13 protein-coding genes are annotated in these 15,530 nt (G+C 72.7%); 3 read left to right on the top strand and 10 right to left on the bottom strand.

Going from position 1 to position 15,530, the window contains the following annotated elements; translation table 11 throughout:
* Positions 1-31: 31 nt before the first annotated feature.
* From GTY56_RS26970 to GTY56_RS26960, 3 genes are read right to left on the bottom strand one after another with little or no spacing between them, the layout of a single operon-like run.
* Complete coding sequence (locus GTY56_RS26970; RefSeq protein WP_161367906.1) at positions 32-1,471, bottom strand: NAD-dependent succinate-semialdehyde dehydrogenase; 1,440 nt, start codon at positions 1,469-1,471, stop codon at positions 32-34.
* Positions 1,468-4,335 (bottom strand): FAD-binding and (Fe-S)-binding domain-containing protein, encoded by a 2,868-nt coding sequence (locus GTY56_RS26965; RefSeq protein ID WP_161367905.1) that lies wholly within the window; start codon positions 4,333-4,335, stop codon positions 1,468-1,470. The genes GTY56_RS26970 and GTY56_RS26965 overlap by 4 nt, the downstream gene beginning before the upstream one ends.
* Positions 4,332-5,600 (bottom strand): aspartate aminotransferase family protein, encoded by a 1,269-nt coding sequence (locus GTY56_RS26960; RefSeq protein WP_161367904.1) that lies wholly within the window; start codon positions 5,598-5,600, stop codon positions 4,332-4,334. Before GTY56_RS26960 ends, GTY56_RS26965 begins: the two co-directional genes overlap by 4 nt.
* 227 nt (positions 5,601-5,827) lie before the next feature.
* Between GTY56_RS26960 and GTY56_RS26955 the strand changes: the two genes are divergently transcribed.
* A complete protein-coding gene (locus tag GTY56_RS26955; protein WP_161367903.1) occupies positions 5,828-7,480 on the top strand; it encodes a PucR family transcriptional regulator ligand-binding domain-containing protein in 1,653 nt (550 codons plus the stop codon).
* 43 nt (positions 7,481-7,523) lie between these two features.
* Here GTY56_RS26955 and paaE read toward each other — a convergent pair whose 3' ends face one another.
* The 5 genes from paaE to paaA are packed head-to-tail and all read right to left on the bottom strand — an operon-like array spanning position 7,524 to position 11,262.
* Complete coding sequence (paaE, locus tag GTY56_RS26950) at positions 7,524-8,639, bottom strand: 1,2-phenylacetyl-CoA epoxidase subunit PaaE (protein ID WP_524540149.1); 1,116 nt, start codon at positions 8,637-8,639, stop codon at positions 7,524-7,526.
* Complete coding sequence (paaD, locus tag GTY56_RS26945) at positions 8,639-9,154, bottom strand: 1,2-phenylacetyl-CoA epoxidase subunit PaaD (protein WP_161367902.1); 516 nt, start codon at positions 9,152-9,154, stop codon at positions 8,639-8,641. The genes paaE and paaD overlap by 1 nt, the downstream gene beginning before the upstream one ends.
* Positions 9,148-9,975: a 1,2-phenylacetyl-CoA epoxidase subunit PaaC gene (gene paaC / locus GTY56_RS26940; protein WP_161367901.1), complete on the bottom strand. Its 828-nt coding sequence runs from the start codon at positions 9,973-9,975 to the stop codon at positions 9,148-9,150. Before paaC ends, paaD begins: the two co-directional genes overlap by 7 nt.
* A 10-nt stretch (positions 9,976-9,985) precedes the next feature.
* Positions 9,986-10,279 carry a 1,2-phenylacetyl-CoA epoxidase subunit PaaB gene (paaB, locus tag GTY56_RS26935; RefSeq protein ID WP_031142175.1) on the bottom strand — a complete coding sequence of 98 codons (294 nt, stop codon included), beginning with the start codon at positions 10,277-10,279 and terminating at the stop codon, positions 9,986-9,988.
* Positions 10,276-11,262, bottom strand: coding sequence for a 1,2-phenylacetyl-CoA epoxidase subunit PaaA (paaA, locus tag GTY56_RS26930; RefSeq protein WP_161367900.1), 987 nt, complete (start codon positions 11,260-11,262; stop codon positions 10,276-10,278). The genes paaB and paaA overlap by 4 nt, the downstream gene beginning before the upstream one ends.
* A gap of 171 nt (positions 11,263-11,433) precedes the next feature.
* Between paaA and paaI the strand changes: the two genes are divergently transcribed.
* Both paaI and paaK read left to right on the top strand, forming a co-directional pair.
* A complete protein-coding gene (gene paaI, locus GTY56_RS26925; protein WP_161367899.1) occupies positions 11,434-11,862 on the top strand; it encodes a hydroxyphenylacetyl-CoA thioesterase PaaI in 429 nt (142 codons plus the stop codon).
* Positions 11,859-13,217, top strand: a complete 1,359-nt coding sequence (gene paaK / locus GTY56_RS26920) for a phenylacetate--CoA ligase PaaK (RefSeq protein WP_161367898.1) — start codon at positions 11,859-11,861, stop codon at positions 13,215-13,217. The genes paaI and paaK overlap by 4 nt, the downstream gene beginning before the upstream one ends.
* A gap of 23 nt (positions 13,218-13,240) precedes the next feature.
* Here the strand turns inward: paaK and GTY56_RS26915 are convergent, their stop codons facing one another.
* Both GTY56_RS26915 and GTY56_RS26910 read right to left on the bottom strand, forming a co-directional pair.
* Positions 13,241-14,458 carry a PP2C family protein-serine/threonine phosphatase gene (locus GTY56_RS26915; RefSeq protein WP_161367897.1) on the bottom strand — a complete coding sequence of 406 codons (1,218 nt, stop codon included), beginning with the start codon at positions 14,456-14,458 and terminating at the stop codon, positions 13,241-13,243.
* 112 nt (positions 14,459-14,570) lie between these two features.
* A complete protein-coding gene (locus GTY56_RS26910; protein WP_161367896.1) occupies positions 14,571-15,329 on the bottom strand; it encodes an IclR family transcriptional regulator in 759 nt (252 codons plus the stop codon).
* Positions 15,330-15,530: the final 201 nt, after the last annotated feature.

Below are 15,530 nucleotides of genomic sequence, written 5' to 3'. Positions count from 1 at the left end.
TGGCCGGCTCCCGTCACGGCACAGGCCCCGGTCAGCGCACAGGCACCGCCACGTACTGGTACTCCAGGAACTCGTCGATCCCGACCCGGCCGCCCTCGCGCCCGAGCCCGGACTGCTTGACCCCGCCGAACGGGGCCGCCGGGTTGGAGACGAGGCCGGTGTTCAGGCCGACCATGCCCACTTCCAGGCCTTCGCTGACGCGCAGGCCGCGGTCCAGACCCTCGGTGAAGACGTAACCGACCAGGCCCCAGGGAGTGTCATTGGCTCGGCGGATCACCTCGTCCTCGTCGTCGAAGGTGAGGATCGCGGCGACCGGGCCGAAGATCTCCGTGTCCATCAGGCGGCTGCCGGGGTCGACGCCGGCGAGCACGGTCGGCGGGTAGAAGTTGCCGGGCCCTTCCGGCCTCCGACCGCCCACGAGCACCTCGGCACCGCGCTCCACCGCGTCGGCGACCAGTTCCTCCACCTTGGCGCGTCCGTTGGCGTCGATCAGCGGACCGACGTCCACGCCGCCCCGGGTACCGGGCCCCACCACGAGCGCGCCCATCCGCTCGGCGAGCCGCCGGCCGAACTCGTCGGCGACCGACCGGTGGACGAAGAAGCGGTTGGCGGCGGTGCACGCCTCGCCCATGTTGCGCATCTTGGCGACCATCGCCCCGTCCACGGCCACGTCCAGGTCGGCGTCGTCGAAGACGATGAACGGCGCGTTCCCGCCCAGCTCCATCGAGGTGCGCACGACCGTGTCGGCGCACTGCGCGAGCAACAGCCGGCCGACGGCGGTGGAGCCCGTGAAGGACAGCTTGCGGATCCGGCCGCCGCGCAGCAGCGGTTCGCACACCTCGCCGGCGCGGGAGGTGGTGACCACGTTCAGCACACCGTCCGGCAGACCGGCCTCCTGGAGGATCCCGGCCAGCGCGAGGCTGGACAACGGCGTCTGCGGGGCGGGCTTGAGGATCATCGTGCAGCCCGCCGCGATGGCCGGGCCGATCTTGCGTGTGCCCATGGCCAGCGGGAAGTTCCACGGGGTGATCAGCAGGCAGGGGCCGACCGGGCGGCGGGAGAGCAGCATGCGGTTGCGGCCGTCGGGCAGCAGGCCGTGGCCGCCGTCGATACGGACGGCTTCCTCGGAGAACCAGCGGAAGAACTCCGCCGCGTAGGCCACCTCTCCTCTGGCTTCCTTGAGCGGCTTGCCCATCTCGGAGGTCATCAGGTGGGCGAGCTCGTCGGTGCGGTCCAGGATGAGCTCGTAGGCGCGGCGCAGGATCTCGCTGCGAGCCCGGGGCGGGGTGCGGGCCCAGTCGGTCTGAGCCTGCACGGCCGCTTCCTCGGCGAGCCGGGCGTCCTTCGGCCCGGCGTCGGCGACGTGGCAGAGGATCTCGCCGCTGGCGGGGTCGTCGACGGGCATGGTGGCACCGTCCGCGGCATCCACCCAGGCGCCGCCGATGAACAACTGAGTCAGTACCTCGGTCATGTCGTCTCTCCTGGTTGATCGGCGGCGGGATCGAGCAGTTCGGCGAGGTGCAGGGCGCGGATGCCCTGGTCGCCTGCGAGGTGGTCGATCTGGGTGGCGCAGCTGAACCCGTCGGCGACGACGGGGCGTCCGTCGAGCTGGTCGAGGCGGGGCTTGAGGGCCAGGCCGGCCACGGCCATGGAGGTGTCGTAGTGCTCGGCTTCGAAGCCGAAGTTGCCGGCGAGTCCGCAGCAGCCCTCGGCCTCGTCGACGCCGTCCACGCCCAGGCGGCGCAGGAGGTCGGCGGGTCGGCGGCCCTTGAAGGTGGCGTATTCGTGGCAGTGGGTCTGGAGCACGACGTTCCCGGGCAACGCAGGCGGGCACCAGTCCTGGTCGGCCAGGTCGGTCAGTGCCCCGGTGAAGGTGTGGACGCGGTCGGCGACGCGCCGGGCGGCCTCGGTGCCGAGCAGTTCGGGAACGTCGCGTTTGAGGGCGGCGGCGCAGCTCGGTTCGGCCACGATGACGGGCCGGTCGTCGCCGTCGTCGAGGGCAGCGACGGTGCGGGCCATGATGGTGCGGGCCGTGTCCAGTTGGCCGGTACTGACCCAGGTCAGTCCGCAGCACAGGCCGTCCCGGGGGGTGCAGGGGATACCGGCGTCGGCGAGCACCCGGCTCGCGGCTCCCGCGACCTGGGGACGGAAGGCGCGGGTGAAGCTGTCCACGAAGAGCACTGCCTTCGCGGGCCCTGGTGTCTTCGCCGCCCGGAGGGTCTTGCGCAGGCTGCGACGCGAGGCGAAGGCGGGGATCCTGCGCCGGGTGGTGACGCCGCCCAGGCGGGCCAGGAGCCTGCCGAGCGGGCCGCGCAGCATCGCGTTGACGGGGCGGGCGGCGTATCCCGCGAGCACCGATGTCTTCGGCAGCCAGCCCAGGGAGTAGTGGGAGCGGGGGCGTAGGCGGCCTTTGTAGTGCTGGTGGAGGAACTCGGCCTTGTAGGTGGCCATGTCGACGCCGACCGGGCAGTCGCTGGAGCAGGCCTTGCAGGACAAGCACAGGTCGAGGGCGTCGCGCACCTCGGTGGAGCGCCAGCCGTCTGTCACTGCCTCGCCGCGGACCATTTCCTGGAGCATGCGGGCCCGGCCCCGGGTGGAGTCGTTCTCCTCGCCCGTGGCCCGGTAACTGGGGCACATCACCCCGCCCGCGTCACTGCGGCAGCGCCCGACCCCGACACACCTCCGCACCGCACCGGCGAAGCCGTCCTCGTCGTGCGGGAAACCGAACGTCGTGTCCACGAGCGGGAGTTCGCGCAGGGCGAGGTCGGCGTCCAGCGGGGCGGGGTGGACGATGACGCCGGGGTTGAGCAGCCCGTCGGGGTCGAAGGTCTGCTTGAAGGCGGCGAATGCGGCGATCATGCGGTGGCTGTACATGACGTGCAGCAGTTCGCTGCGGGCGCGTCCGTCACCGTGTTCACCGGACAGGCTGCCGCCGTGCTCGACGACCAGCGCGGCGGCCTCGGTGAGGAAGCGGCGCATGACCTCCCGCCCCTTGTCGGTTGCCATGTCGAAGTCGATCCGCACATGGACGCAGCCCGCGCCGAAGTGCCCGTACAGCACACCCGTCAGATCATGCGTGGCCAGCAGCTCGCGGAACCCCCGCAGGTAGGCGGCCAGATTCTCCGGCGCCACGGCAGCGTCCTCCCAGCCCGGCCAGGACTCACCGCCATCCACCAGCCGGGCGGCGAGCCCCGCCCCGTCCTCACGCACCCGCCACAACGACCGCCGCTCGGCGGGACTTTCCACCACCCGGCCACCGGTCAGCCGACCCTGGGCCTTGAGCGCATCCAGCAGTTCGGTGGCCCGCTCGTTGACAGAAGCGGCGTCGTCGCCTTCGAGCTCGACGTACAGCCAGGCGCGGCCCTCGGGCAGGCCGGTGACGGAGTCAGGACCGCGGCGGGCGCGCATCGTGGCCACGATCGCCTCGTCCATGCCCTCCACGGCGCTGGGCGCGAAGCGCAGGATCTCCGGCACGTCCTCGGCCGCCGCGACCACATCGTCGTAGCCGAGCGTGAGGAGGGTGGATGCCTGTGCGGTCGCCACCAGGCGGACCGTCGCGGCGGTGACGACCGCACAGGAGCCTTCCGTGCCCACCAGGGCCCGGGCCAGATTGAAGCCGTTCTCCGGCAGCAGATGGTGCAACTGATAGCCCGAGACCTGCCGCGGGACACGCCCCAGCTCCGTCCGGAGCAGCGCCAGATTGTCCCCGACCAGCCGCTTGAGGTCCGCTTCCAGCCGGGCGACGAGAGCACCGTCGCGAGGGTCGACCGGGTGCAGCCCCGAGTGATCGGCCACGGCCCGCACGCCGTCGGCCGTCACGATCTCCAGCGCCACGACATGCCCGCTGGTCCGCCCGTCCCGCACCGACCGGTTCCCGCACGCGTCGTTGCCGATCATCCCGCCCAGCGTGCACCGGCTGTGCGAGGACGGATCCGGGCCGAAATCCAGCCCGTGCAACGCGGTCGCACTGCGCAGCGCGTCCAGCACCACCCCCGCCTCGACCCGCGCGGTCCGCGCGGCCACGTCGATGTCCAGGATCCGGTTCATGTACCGGGAGAAGTCCAGCACCACCCCCGGCCCGACAGCATTGCCCGCCATGCTCGTACCGCCGCCCCGGGCCGTGACCGGCACACCCGCCTCACGGCAGGCCCGCACCACCGCCACCACGTCCTCGGCACTGCGGGGGAAGACCACCGCCCGCGGCGGCACACGATAGTTCGAGGCGTCATACGCGTAGGGGCCCGTCGCCCCGGGGCCGGTCTCCACCCGCAGACCGGGCGCCAGCTCGGTGAGGCGCGCCGTGAGACCCGCCAGGTCGCGGGTGGCGGTGGTCATCGCTCTCCGGCTCCCGACGTGCCGGCCTCGACCGCGTTCGCCCATGCCTGAAGGCCCTCGTCGACGCCCGCCTCGTCGATCACGAGTGCCGGGATCATGCGGACGACCTGGTTCGATGCGCCGCACAGCAGCAGGAGCAGACCCTCGTCGATCGCGGCGCGCTGCACGCGGGCGGCGGTATCGGAGTCGGGGCTCCCGTCCTCCGTGACGAACTCGGTGGCGAGCATGAGGCCGAGCCCGCGGACGTCGCCGATGCCCGGGGTCCGGTCGGCCACGGCCTCCAGGCCCTGGCGGAGCCGCTGGCCCATGGCCTCGGCGTTCTCGACGAGCTTCTCGTCGCGTACGACGTCGAGGGTCGCGCAGGCGGCGGCGCAGGCCACGGCGTTGGCGCCGTACGTGCCGCCCTGCGAGCCGGGCCAGGCCTTGGTCATCAGTTCCTCGGAGGCGGCGATGCCGGAGAGGGGGAAGCCGCTGGCCAGGCCCTTGGCGGTGACGAGGATGTCGGGGGTGACGCCGAAGTGGTCGTGGCCCCAGAAGCGGCCGGTGCGGCCGACGCCGGTCTGCACCTCGTCGAAGATCAGCAGGAAGCCGTGCCGGTCCGCCCGCTCGCGCAGGCCCTCCAGGAAGGCGCGGTTCGCGGGGACGTAGCCGCCCTCGCCGAGGACCGGCTCGACGATGATCGCCGCCGTGTCGGCGGGCGACGAGATCGTCTGGAGGGTGTAGTCGAGTTCCTTCAGGGCGAAGCGGGTGGCGGTCTCCTCGTCCCAGCCGTACCGGAAGGCCGTCGGGAACGGGGTGACGACCACGCCGCTCATCAGCGGCGAGAACCCGGACCGGAAGCGGATGCCGGATGTGGTCATGGAGGCGGCGGCGACGGTACGGCCGTGGAAACCGCCGTGGCAGACGATGACGTTCGGCCGTCCGGTGGCCTGGCGGGCCAGCCGCAGCGCCGCCTCGACGGCCTCGCTGCCGGAATTGGTGAAGAACAGGCTGTCCAGGCCGGCCGGCAGCACCTCGCCCAGCTTGTCGACCAGGCGGCGCAGCGGCTGGTGCATGACGGTCGTGTACTGGCCGTGGATCAGCGTGCCCACCTGCTCCTGCGCCGCCGCCACGACCTTGGGGTGGCAGTGCCCGGTGCTGGTGACGCCGATACCGGCGGTGAAATCAAGGTAGCGGCGGCCGTCCTCACCGTAGAGGTGGACGCCCTCGCCCCGGGCCGCCACGACGGGCGTGGCCTGGCGAAGGTGCGGCGACAGTGCGGTCATGGTGTCTCCCGGCCGTACGACGAGGTCTGGTTGCTGGGCTCAGCTCCGGTCTCCGAGCATCCAGGCCACCGCGCAACGCGACAACGCGTGATCTGTCCAGCCGGAACCCGTTGTCCGGACGTTGTGTCAACCGCAGGCCCTCCCCGGCACCGCCTGCCCCTTCCGTGGACAGCTCTTGCGCAGGTCAGCCCCGCTTGTCAGAGTGACCGGGCACGCAGGGAGGCCCCGTGACCGTTCACCCGCCGCCGGCCGGCCGTGGCTCCGATCCGGCCGGTCGCGCACCGACTCTCGCCGACGTCCTCGCCCTGCCGGTCCTGGCCGCCGGGCAGCCCCAGGTCGTGACGGGCCTGACCGCGCTGGACCGGCCGGTGCGCTGGGTGCACATCACGGAGCTGACGGACCCGGCCTCCTTCCTCAAGGGCGGCGAGCTGGTCCTGACGACGGGCATGCCGCTGCCCGAGGACACCGCGGGCGTCCGCCGCTACGTCGACGAACTCACCGAGGTGGGGGCGGCCGCCCTGGTCATCGAGCTCGTACGCCGCTACCACCGGCCGCCCGACGCCCTCGTACAGGCGTGCCGGGCCCGGGGGCTGCCCCTGGTCACCCTCGCCCGGGACGTCAACTTCCTGGAGGTCACGCAGGTCGTGCACGCGCTGATCCTCGGCAACCAGGCCGACGCGATGCGGCGGACGCAGCGGATCCACGAGGCGTTCACGGCTTTGACGTTGCGCGGGGCGGGGCCGGAGGACGTGGTGCACGCGGCTGCGGAGATGAGCGGCCGGACGGTCGTCCTGGAGAACCTGGTGCACCAGGCGCTGATCTGCGAGCCCTCGGGGAGCACGGTGGAGGAGGCGCTCGGGGACTGGGAGCAGCGCTCCCGGGCGGCCGGGCCGGGCGACCACACCGGGGTGGGCGGCCCGGAGGGCTGGCTCACGGCGCCCGTCTCCTACCAGGGAGAACGCTGGGGACGGTTGGCCATGCTGCCCGCCGACGGCCCGGTTTTCGGTCCGGAACACGTCACCGTCCTGGAGCGGACGGCGATGGCTCTGACCGTGGCCCGGCTCATCCACTCCACGCCGTGGGAGCACACGGCCCACCGCAACGCCCTGCGCGAGCTGGCGGAGCAGCGCCACCACTCCGCCGAGGACGTCCGGGCCCGCTGCGCCGCGCTGGGTCTGCCCACGGAGGCCGGTGTCTTCCTGGCCGTCCTTGTGGATCTGGGCCCCGCAGGGGCGGGCGCCGAGCCGGAGACCCGGCTGCACCGGGAGCTGAGGTCGGCCGGGATCCCGGCCCTGGTCGGCGAACTGTCCCCCCGGCGCCTCGGTGTCCTGCTGGCCCTGCGGCCCGCCCAGCCCTGGCGGCCCGTGGCGGAGCGCATCGGCCGCACCGCGCTGGCGCTGGCGCCGGAGGCGATCGTCGGTGTGGGCTCGGAGGTGGCGGATCTCGCGGACAGCGCGCGCTCGTTCCGGGAGGCGGCCCGGGTCATAGAGGCCACCCCGCCCGGCCAGCCCCGCCCCGCGGACCGTTCCTTCCACGAGCTGCCGGACATCGGCCTGCGCCGGCTGCTGTACGCGCTGCGGGAGGACGCCCGGATCCAGGACTACACGGAGCGCCGGCTGGGCCGGCTCATCGACCACGACGCCCGGCACGGCACCGACCTCCTGGCGACCCTGGGCCACTACCTCGACGCCGCCGGCAACAAGACCACCGCGGCCCGTCGCGGCGGTCTGTCCAGGGAGACCCTGTACCAGCGGCTGCGCACCGTCGAGCGCCTCCTCGACGCCGACCTCGAATCCGGCGAGCGCCGCACCGAACTCCACGTGGCCCTCACGGTGTTGCGGGTCCTGCGCGCCGACCGCGGACCGCATCCCCTGGAGTGATCGACGGCACCTGTGGACGCCGGCCGGCCCGCTCTCGGCAGGCTCAGGTGTCGAAGTCCACCGTCAACGTCTCGGACACCGGGAAGGTCTGGCAGGTGAGGACGTAGCCCGCGTCGACCTCGGACGGTTCGAGGGCGAAGTTGCGGCGCATGTCGGCCTTGCCGTCGGTGACCAGGGCGCGGCAGGTGCCGCAGACTCCGCCCTTGCAGGCGAAGGGCAGGTCGGGGCGGGTCTGCTGGGCGCCTTCGAGGAGGGTGCGGTCGCGGGGCAGGGGGGACGTGGTGGAACGGCCGTCGAGGGTGACGGTGACCTGGCTGACGGGGCCGGAGGGGCCGGTCTCGGCGTGCTGGACCTCGCGTACGGGCTCGTCTTCGGCGTAGAAGAGCTCCTGGTGGACGCGGTCGGCGGGGACGCCGAGGCCGGTCAGGACCTGCTGGGCGGCGCGGACCATGCCGTGCGGGCCGCACAGCCACCAGTGGTCGGCGGAGTCCACGTCGACCAGGGCGCCGACGAGGGCGGAGAGCCGCTCGGCGTCGAGGCGGCCGGAGAGCACCTCGGCCTCGCGGGGCTCGCGGGACAGGACGTGGGCGAGCTGGAAGCGCGTCGGGTGGAGGTCCTTCAGGTCGGCGAGTTCGTCGGCGAACATCACCGTGCCGGTGCGGCGGTTGCCGTAGAGGAGGGTGACGCGTGAGCGGGGATCGGCGGCCAGGACGGATTCGGCGATGGAGACCATGGGGGTGATGCCGGAGCCGGCGGCGATCAGGACGTGGTGGCCGTGCGTGGTGAGGTCGGGGGTGAAGGCACCGGTGGGCGCCATGACCTCGACGGTGTCGCCGGGGCGCACGTCGTGCACCAGCCAGGAGGAGAACAGGCCGCCCGGCACCACCCGGACACCGATGCGCGGCGCGGTGCCGGCGGGGGCGCAGATCGAGTAGGAGCGGCGCTCGTCCCGGCCGTCGATGTCGCGCCGCAGGGTGAGCGACTGGCCGGGCGCGAAGGTGAACTCCTCGGCCAGCTCGGCCGGGATGTCGAAGCTCACGGCTGCCGCGTCCTCGCACAGCGGCTGCACGGCGGCGACCCGCAGGGGGTGGAAGACCGGACGTCGGCGGGCACGCGCGCGTACCGCCGGGGCGGGGGCCGGCTCCATCAGGTCCTCCATCAGATCTCCTTGACGTACTCGAACGGCTCGCGGCAGGCGAGGCAGCGCCACAGGGACTTGCAGGACGTGGCGCCGAAGCGGGAGGTCTCCTCGGTGTCGGGGTGACCGCAGCGGGGGCAGGGCACCGAGCGGCGGGTCGCCGACAGCACGAGCGGGACCGGGCCGGCGGCGCGGGCGGGCGCGGCACCGGGCGGGGCGATGCCGTGCTCGGCGAGCTTGCGCCGGCCGTCCGCCGTGATCCAGTCGCTGCTCCACGGCGGGTCGAGGACCGTACGGATCTCCACGCGTTCGTATCCGGCCTCGCGCAGCCGGGCGGCCACGCCCGCGCGCATCTCCGCCATCGCCGGGCAGCCCGAGTAGGTCGGGGTCAGGCTCGCCACCACCGTGCCGTCCCCGGTCAGCGACACCTCGCGCAGCACTCCGAGGTCGGCCAGGGTGAGCATGGGCAGTTCGGGGTCGGGCACCTGCTCGGCGATGCGCCGGGCCCGTCGCGCGTCCAGGAGCGTGGTCACCATGTCGCCCCCGGGTGGGCCCGGGCCACGCCCTGCAACTCGGCCAGCAGCGGCGCGAGGTGCTCGGTGTGCTCCCCGGTGCGGCCCGAGCCGGGGAGCGGGCGGTAGACGGGCATGGGCAGCCCGGCCGCCTCCGTGACCTGGCGGAGGACCGCGACGACCTCGTCGCGGACGTCGTACGCCGTGAACAGCTCGCCCAGGTAGGGCGCCACCTGTTCCTGCGCCCTGCGCATGCGGCGGTGCGATTCCTCGGTGCCGTCGCCGAGGCGCACGGCCCACTCGGCCGCGTACTGGCGGTGGTACGCCAGCTCCTTCACGCCCTTGGCGGCGATCGCCGCGAGCACCGGGTCGCCGTGTGCGGTGAGCCGCTCGAAGTGCGCGAGGCGCCAGCTGGCGAACACCAGCAGCCGCACGACGGAGAAGGCGAAGTCGCCGTTGGGGAGTTCGGCCAGGCGTACGTTGCGGAAGTCGCCGGCGTCACGGAAGTAGGCGTAGGCGTCCTCGTCGCGGCCGGTGCCGTCGGCCTGGCCCGCGCGGGAGTACAGCAGGCGGGCCTGGCCGAGCAGGTCGAGGCCGATGTTGGCCAGTGCGACCTCCTCCTCCAGCTCGGGGGCGCGGGTGGTCCACTCGGCGAGCCGCTGGGCGCAGACCAGGGCGTCGTCGGCCAGGGTGACGCAGAGGTCCGCCAGTGCGGCGGCGTCGACGCCCTCGGGCACGGTGGTGTCCACGCCGTGCAGGGGGTCCTCGAAGCCGGTGCCGTAGGCCCAGCGGGTGTCGTCCTCGTGGCCCTCGGCGAGGGTCATGTAGACGTGGTCGTCGCTCATGCCCGGTCCTTCAGATGTGGGGGACGTCGTCGGGGATGTCGTAGAAGGTCGGGTGCCGGTAGACCTTGTCCGCGCTGGGCTCGAAGAAGGGGTCCTTCTCGTCGCGGGTGGAGGCGGCGATGTGCTCGGAGCGCACGACCCAGATGGAGACGCCTTCGTTGCGCCGGGTGTAGAGGTCGCGGGCGTGGGTGAGCGCCATGCGGTCGTCGGCGGCGTGCAGCGAGCCCACGTGGACGTGGTTCAGGCCGCGCTTGCCGCGCACGAACACCTCGTACAGCGGCCAGTCCTGCTTGTCGGCGGTCATGCCACCGCTCCCTTCTTCGCGCGGGCGGCCTGCTTGGCGGCGTGGGCGGTGGCCGCCTCACGCACCCAGGAGCCCTCCTCGTGGGCCGTGCGGCGCCGTTCCACGCGTTGGTCGTTGCACGGGCCGTCGCCCTTGATGACCCGCATCAGCTCGTCCCAGTCGGGCGTGCCGAAGTCGTGGTGGCCCCGCTCCTCGTTCCAGCGCAGCTCCGGGTCGGGGAGCGTCACGCCGAGCTTCTCGGCCTGCGGGACGGTCATGTCGACGAAGCGCCGGCGCAGTTCGTCGTTGCTGTGCCGTTTGATCTTCCAGGCCATGGACTGCGCTGAGTTGGGCGAGGCGTCGTCGGGCGGGCCGAACATCATCAGCGACGGCCACCACCAGCGGTTCACGGCGTCCTGCACCATCTCGCGCTGCTCCTGGGTGCCGCGCATCATCGTCATCAGCAGCTCGTAGCCCTGCCGCTGGTGGAAGGACTCCTCCTTGCAGATCCGCACCATGGCGCGCGCGTACGGCCCGTAGGAGGAGCGGCACAGCGGCACCTGGTTGCAGATCGCGGCGCCGTCCACGAACCAGCCGATCACCCCGACGTCCGCGAAGCTCAGTGTCGGGTAGTTGAAGATCGACGAGTACTTCTGGCGGCCCTCGATCAGCCGCCCGGTCAGGTCGGCACGGTCGGCGCCCAGCGTCTCCGCCGCCGAGTAGAGGTAGAGCCCGTGTCCGGCCTCGTCCTGGACCTTGGCGAACAGAATGGCCTTGCGGCGCAGCGAGGGGGCGCGGGTGATCCACTCGCCCTCCGGCTGCATGCCGATGATCTCCGAGTGCGCGTGCTGCGCGATCTGCCGGATCAGTGTCTTGCGGTAGCCCTCCGGCATCCAGTCGCGCGGCTCGATCCGCTGGTCCCGCGCGATCGTCGCGTCGAAGTGCTGCTGGAGATCCGGCTCGGCGCCGTCCGTCCCCACGGGGCTGGAGCGTGTCGTATCCATCCGTCCCACTTCCCAACCGACCATTCGTTCGGTACATCGTAGGACACGTCGGCGCGCCTTGGTAAGACCTCCGGGGAAGTCCGGGACCCTTGACAGCCACCAGGACGGCTGGATTACTGGGCAGCGCCGAACTAACCGAATGGTCGGTCGGGCTTCGAGGTGGTGCGAGACATGACCGATACCGCTGACGCGACGGCGGCCGCGGAGGCGATGTTCGCCGCGGACCGGGCTTCCCGCGGGCTCGGGATCGAGCTGCTGGAGCAGGGCGAAGGGACCGCCGTCCTGCGGATGACCGTGACCTCCGCCATGGTCAACGGCCACGGAACCGCCCACGGCGGCTACGTCTTCCTGCTGGCCGACAGCGCCTTCGCCTGCGCGTGCAACAGCCACGGCCCGGTTACCGTCGCGGCCGGCGCGGACATCACCTTCGTGGCCCCGGCACGCGAGGGCGACACCCTGGTGGCACGGGCCGAGGAGCGCGTGCGCCACGGACGCAGCGGCGTCTACGACGTGAGCGTCCGGCGGGGTGACGAGGTGGTCGCGGAGTTCCGGGGCCGCAGCCGCAGCATCGGGAGCACGAGGCCGAAGGAGCCGGCATGACCAGGGAAGCGGACACCACGACGGGCCTCGCGCCCACGGCCGGCCGGCGGCACGGCGAGCCCCTCCCCCACGACCTGCTCGACGACGGGGAGCGCCTGACGCGCGAGCAGCTGCGCGAGCTCCAGCTCGACCGCCTGCGCCGGAGCCTGCGGCACGCCTACGACAACGTGGAGACGTACCGGAAGAAGTTCGACGCGGCCGGGGTCTCCCCCGAGGACTGCCGCTCCCTGGAGGGCCTCGCCCGGTTCCCCTTCACCACGAAGGCCGACCTCAGGGACACCTACCCGTTCGGCATGTTCGCCGTCCCCATGGACCGGGTGCGGCGCGTGCACGCCTCCAGCGGGACCACCGGCCGCCCCACGGTGGTCGGCTACACGGAGAACGACCTGTCGATGTGGGCGGACCTCGTCGCCCGCTCGATCCGCGCCGCCGGCGGGCGCCCGGGCCACAAGGTGCACATCTCCTACGGGTACGGGCTCTTCACCGGGGGCCTCGGCGCGCACTACGGCGCGGAGCGCGCCGGCTGTCTGGTGATCCCGGCCTCCGGGGGCATGACCGCCCGCCAGGTACAGATCATCCAGGACTTCCGGCCCGAGATCATCATGGTCACCCCGTCCTACATGCTCACCCTGCTCGACGAATTCGAGCGCCAGGGCATCGACCCACGCCGCAGCGGCCTGCGCGTCGGCATCTTCGGGGCCGAGCCGTGGACGGAGGAGATGCGCCGCGAGATCGAGGAGCGCATGGACATCCACGCCGTCGACATATACGGACTGTCCGAGGTGATCGGTCCGGGTGTCGCCCAGGAGTGCGTGGAGACCAAGGACGGACTGCACGTGTGGGAGGACCACTTCTACCCCGAGGTCGTCGACCCGGTCACGGGTGAGGTGCTGCCGGAGGGCGAGGAGGGCGAGCTGGTCCTCACCTCCCTGACCAAGGAGGCCCTGCCGGTCGTCCGCTACCGCACCCGCGATCTGACCCGGCTGCTCCCCGGCACGGCCCGGCCGGCGTTCCGCCGCATCCAGAAGATCACCGGCCGCTGCGACGACATGATCATCCTGCGCGGCGTGAACGTCTTCCCCAGCCAGATCGAGGAGATCGTGCTGCGCACGCCCGGCGTCGCCCCGCACTTCCAGATCCGGCTGACCCGGCGCGGCCGCCTGGACCACATGACCGTCCTCGTCGAGACCCGCCCCGGCACCGGCCCTGGGGAGCGCGAGGCCGCGGCCGGGGCGATCGCGAAGGCCGTCAAGGACGGCATCGGCATCACCGCCGACGTGACGACCGTCGAACCGGAGACCCTGGAACGGTCCGTCGGCAAGATCCGCCGGGTGAAGGACCTGCGCGAGGCGTGAGCCGCCACGGTCGCGGCGGCTTGTCAGGAACAGCACTTCGCTTCGGAAGCACGGGTGGCCGCGGTGGGGCCGGGGTGTCCTGCCCCGGGAGCCACCGCCCGGCCGGCGACCGGCTTGCGGATCAGGAGCAGGGCCGCGTCGTCGTGCAGCCGGCCGCCCACATGGGCCAGCAGTTCGTCGTGCAGGGCGTCGAGGGTGCGCGCCGGCTCGTGGGAGACGTGGCGCTCCAGCCCCTCGGAGAGCGGATAGAAAGCCCGGTCGCCGTCGCGGGCCTCGGTGACCCCGTCGGTGTAGAGCAGCAGTTGGTCGCCGTCGGCGAACGGCAGCGTCTGGAGGACGGGCGGGTCGCCCGCGAGCGCGCGCAGGCCGAGCGGCGGGGCCGGGTGCGGGGGCTCCACGACGCTGATGCTCCCTGAAGCGCTGACCAGCAGCGGAGGCGCGTGCCCGCAGTTCACGACCTCCAGGTGCCCGTCCCGCGGGTATCCGGCGACCACGGCCGTGACGAAGTCGTCGCGCCCGAGGTTGCGGGCGAGGCTCCGCTCGATGCGCTCGACCACGGCGAGGAGATCGGGCTCGTCGTGGGCGGCTTCCCGGAAGACACCGAGCACCAGCGCCGCGGTTCCCACGGCCGGAAGCCCCTTGCCGCGCACGTCGCCGACGATCAGCCGGACCCCGTGCGGGGTGGGTATCAGCGCGTACAGGTCCCCGCCGATCCGGGCCTCGGCCGCCGCCGCGCTGTAGCGGACGGCCGCCTGGAACGGCCCGACCCTCGCCGGTACCGGCTTGAGCAGTGCGTGCTGGGCTGTCTCCGCGACCGAGCGGACAGCGGCGAGCACCCGTTCCCGGCGCCCGCGCAGGACGCTGGCCAGGCCACTCGCGAGGGTGACCGTCACCAGGGCCGCCAGCACGGCGGTCAGCTCCCGGCCCGGCACACCGTCCCGGACCCCGAGCAGGGCGCCGAGCAGCGCGGTGAGAAAACCGACCCAGAAGACCCCCCGGGGCCCGTTGGTCGTGGCGGCCAGTGCGGGGCCGGCCACGAGGAGGGGCAGCCAGATCATCCCGGCACCGTCGGCAAGGCCGGAGAGCGCGACGACGAAGACGACCAGCGCGGGCAGGACGGGAGTGCCGGCGGCCAGTTGCGCGAGCGCGCGTTTGCGGGCCGACGTCCTGGCACCGGTCACTCGGACGCTGAACGGCCGTGCAGGCCGGTGACCGTCACCAAGGTCTCGCGCATGGCTCATGTTCCTATCGGGTCCTCTCCTGTGAGCGGGGCGCGGGGCTCGGGCGCACCCACGGAATGTCCGTTTCATCCAGAGAACGGGGTGGGCCGGGGCGCGGGCAAGGAGAGGATTTTCAGATAGTGAGCGAGAGGCCCCTCGTGACGCGGCTCGCGGTCGGCAGCAGCCGTTCGCGGATCTCCGGCAGCCGGGAAAGCCGGTTCGACGGCAGCGAGACCCCGAGGGAGCCGACGGTGTCCCCGCTGTAGACCGGGACGGCGACACAGACCGTGCCGAGGGAGTACTCCTCCAGGTCCGTGATGGCAGGGGCCAGCGGCGGCGTCTCCAGCCGCCGGAGCAGTTCCGGGAGGCTGGTGATGGTCCGGGGGGTGAGGTCGGCGAGGTGGTGGCGGGACAGGTAGTCCCGGCGGGCCTCCTCGTCCAGTTCGCGCAGGACGGACTTGCCCAGCGCGGTGGCGTGCCCGGCGTCCTCGAATCCCACCCAGAGATCGACGCGCGGGGTACCGGGACCGTCGACGATCTCCGCGACCCGGATCTCCCCCTCCTCGTAGAAGGTGAGGTAGGCGGCGGTCGCGAGCTCGTCCCGCAGGGCGGCGAGAGTGGGCCGGACCCGGCTGAGCAGCGCCTGCGCGCGCCCGGTGGACTGCAGGGTCTGGAGCTTGTCGCCGAGGATGAAGCCGCCGTCGTCCAGTTTGCGCACATATCCGTCGTGCACCAGGGTCCGCAGCAGGTGATAGGTCGTGGCCAGGGGCAGGCGCGTCTCGCGCGCCAGCTGTTTGGCCGGCGCGCCGTTCTCGTGCGCGCTCACCGCCTCCAGCAGCCGCATGGCCCGTTGGACGGAGTTGATGAGCGTTGGGCCGTCTTGCGCACCCATAGGAACAGCGTGCGTCAGGCGTACGGCCCGGGCAAGGGGAGCGGGGCCCCGCACCGGACGGTACGGGCCGGTCACCGTGCCTCCCTGTGCCCGGGAACCCCATGAGCGTCGAAGCCATGAGCGGTCCCGCGGACACGGGCCACGGTCGGCGGCCCGGGCGCGCGCCCCGCCGGCGGTGGACGGACGCCGGGCCCGGGTGCG

Origin of the sequence: Streptomyces sp. SID5643 (assembly GCF_009872555.1) — a bacterium.
GTDB lineage: Bacteria > Actinomycetota > Actinomycetes > Streptomycetales > Streptomycetaceae > Streptomyces > Streptomyces iakyrus.
This window is presented reverse-complemented; position numbering and strand designations above follow the sequence as displayed.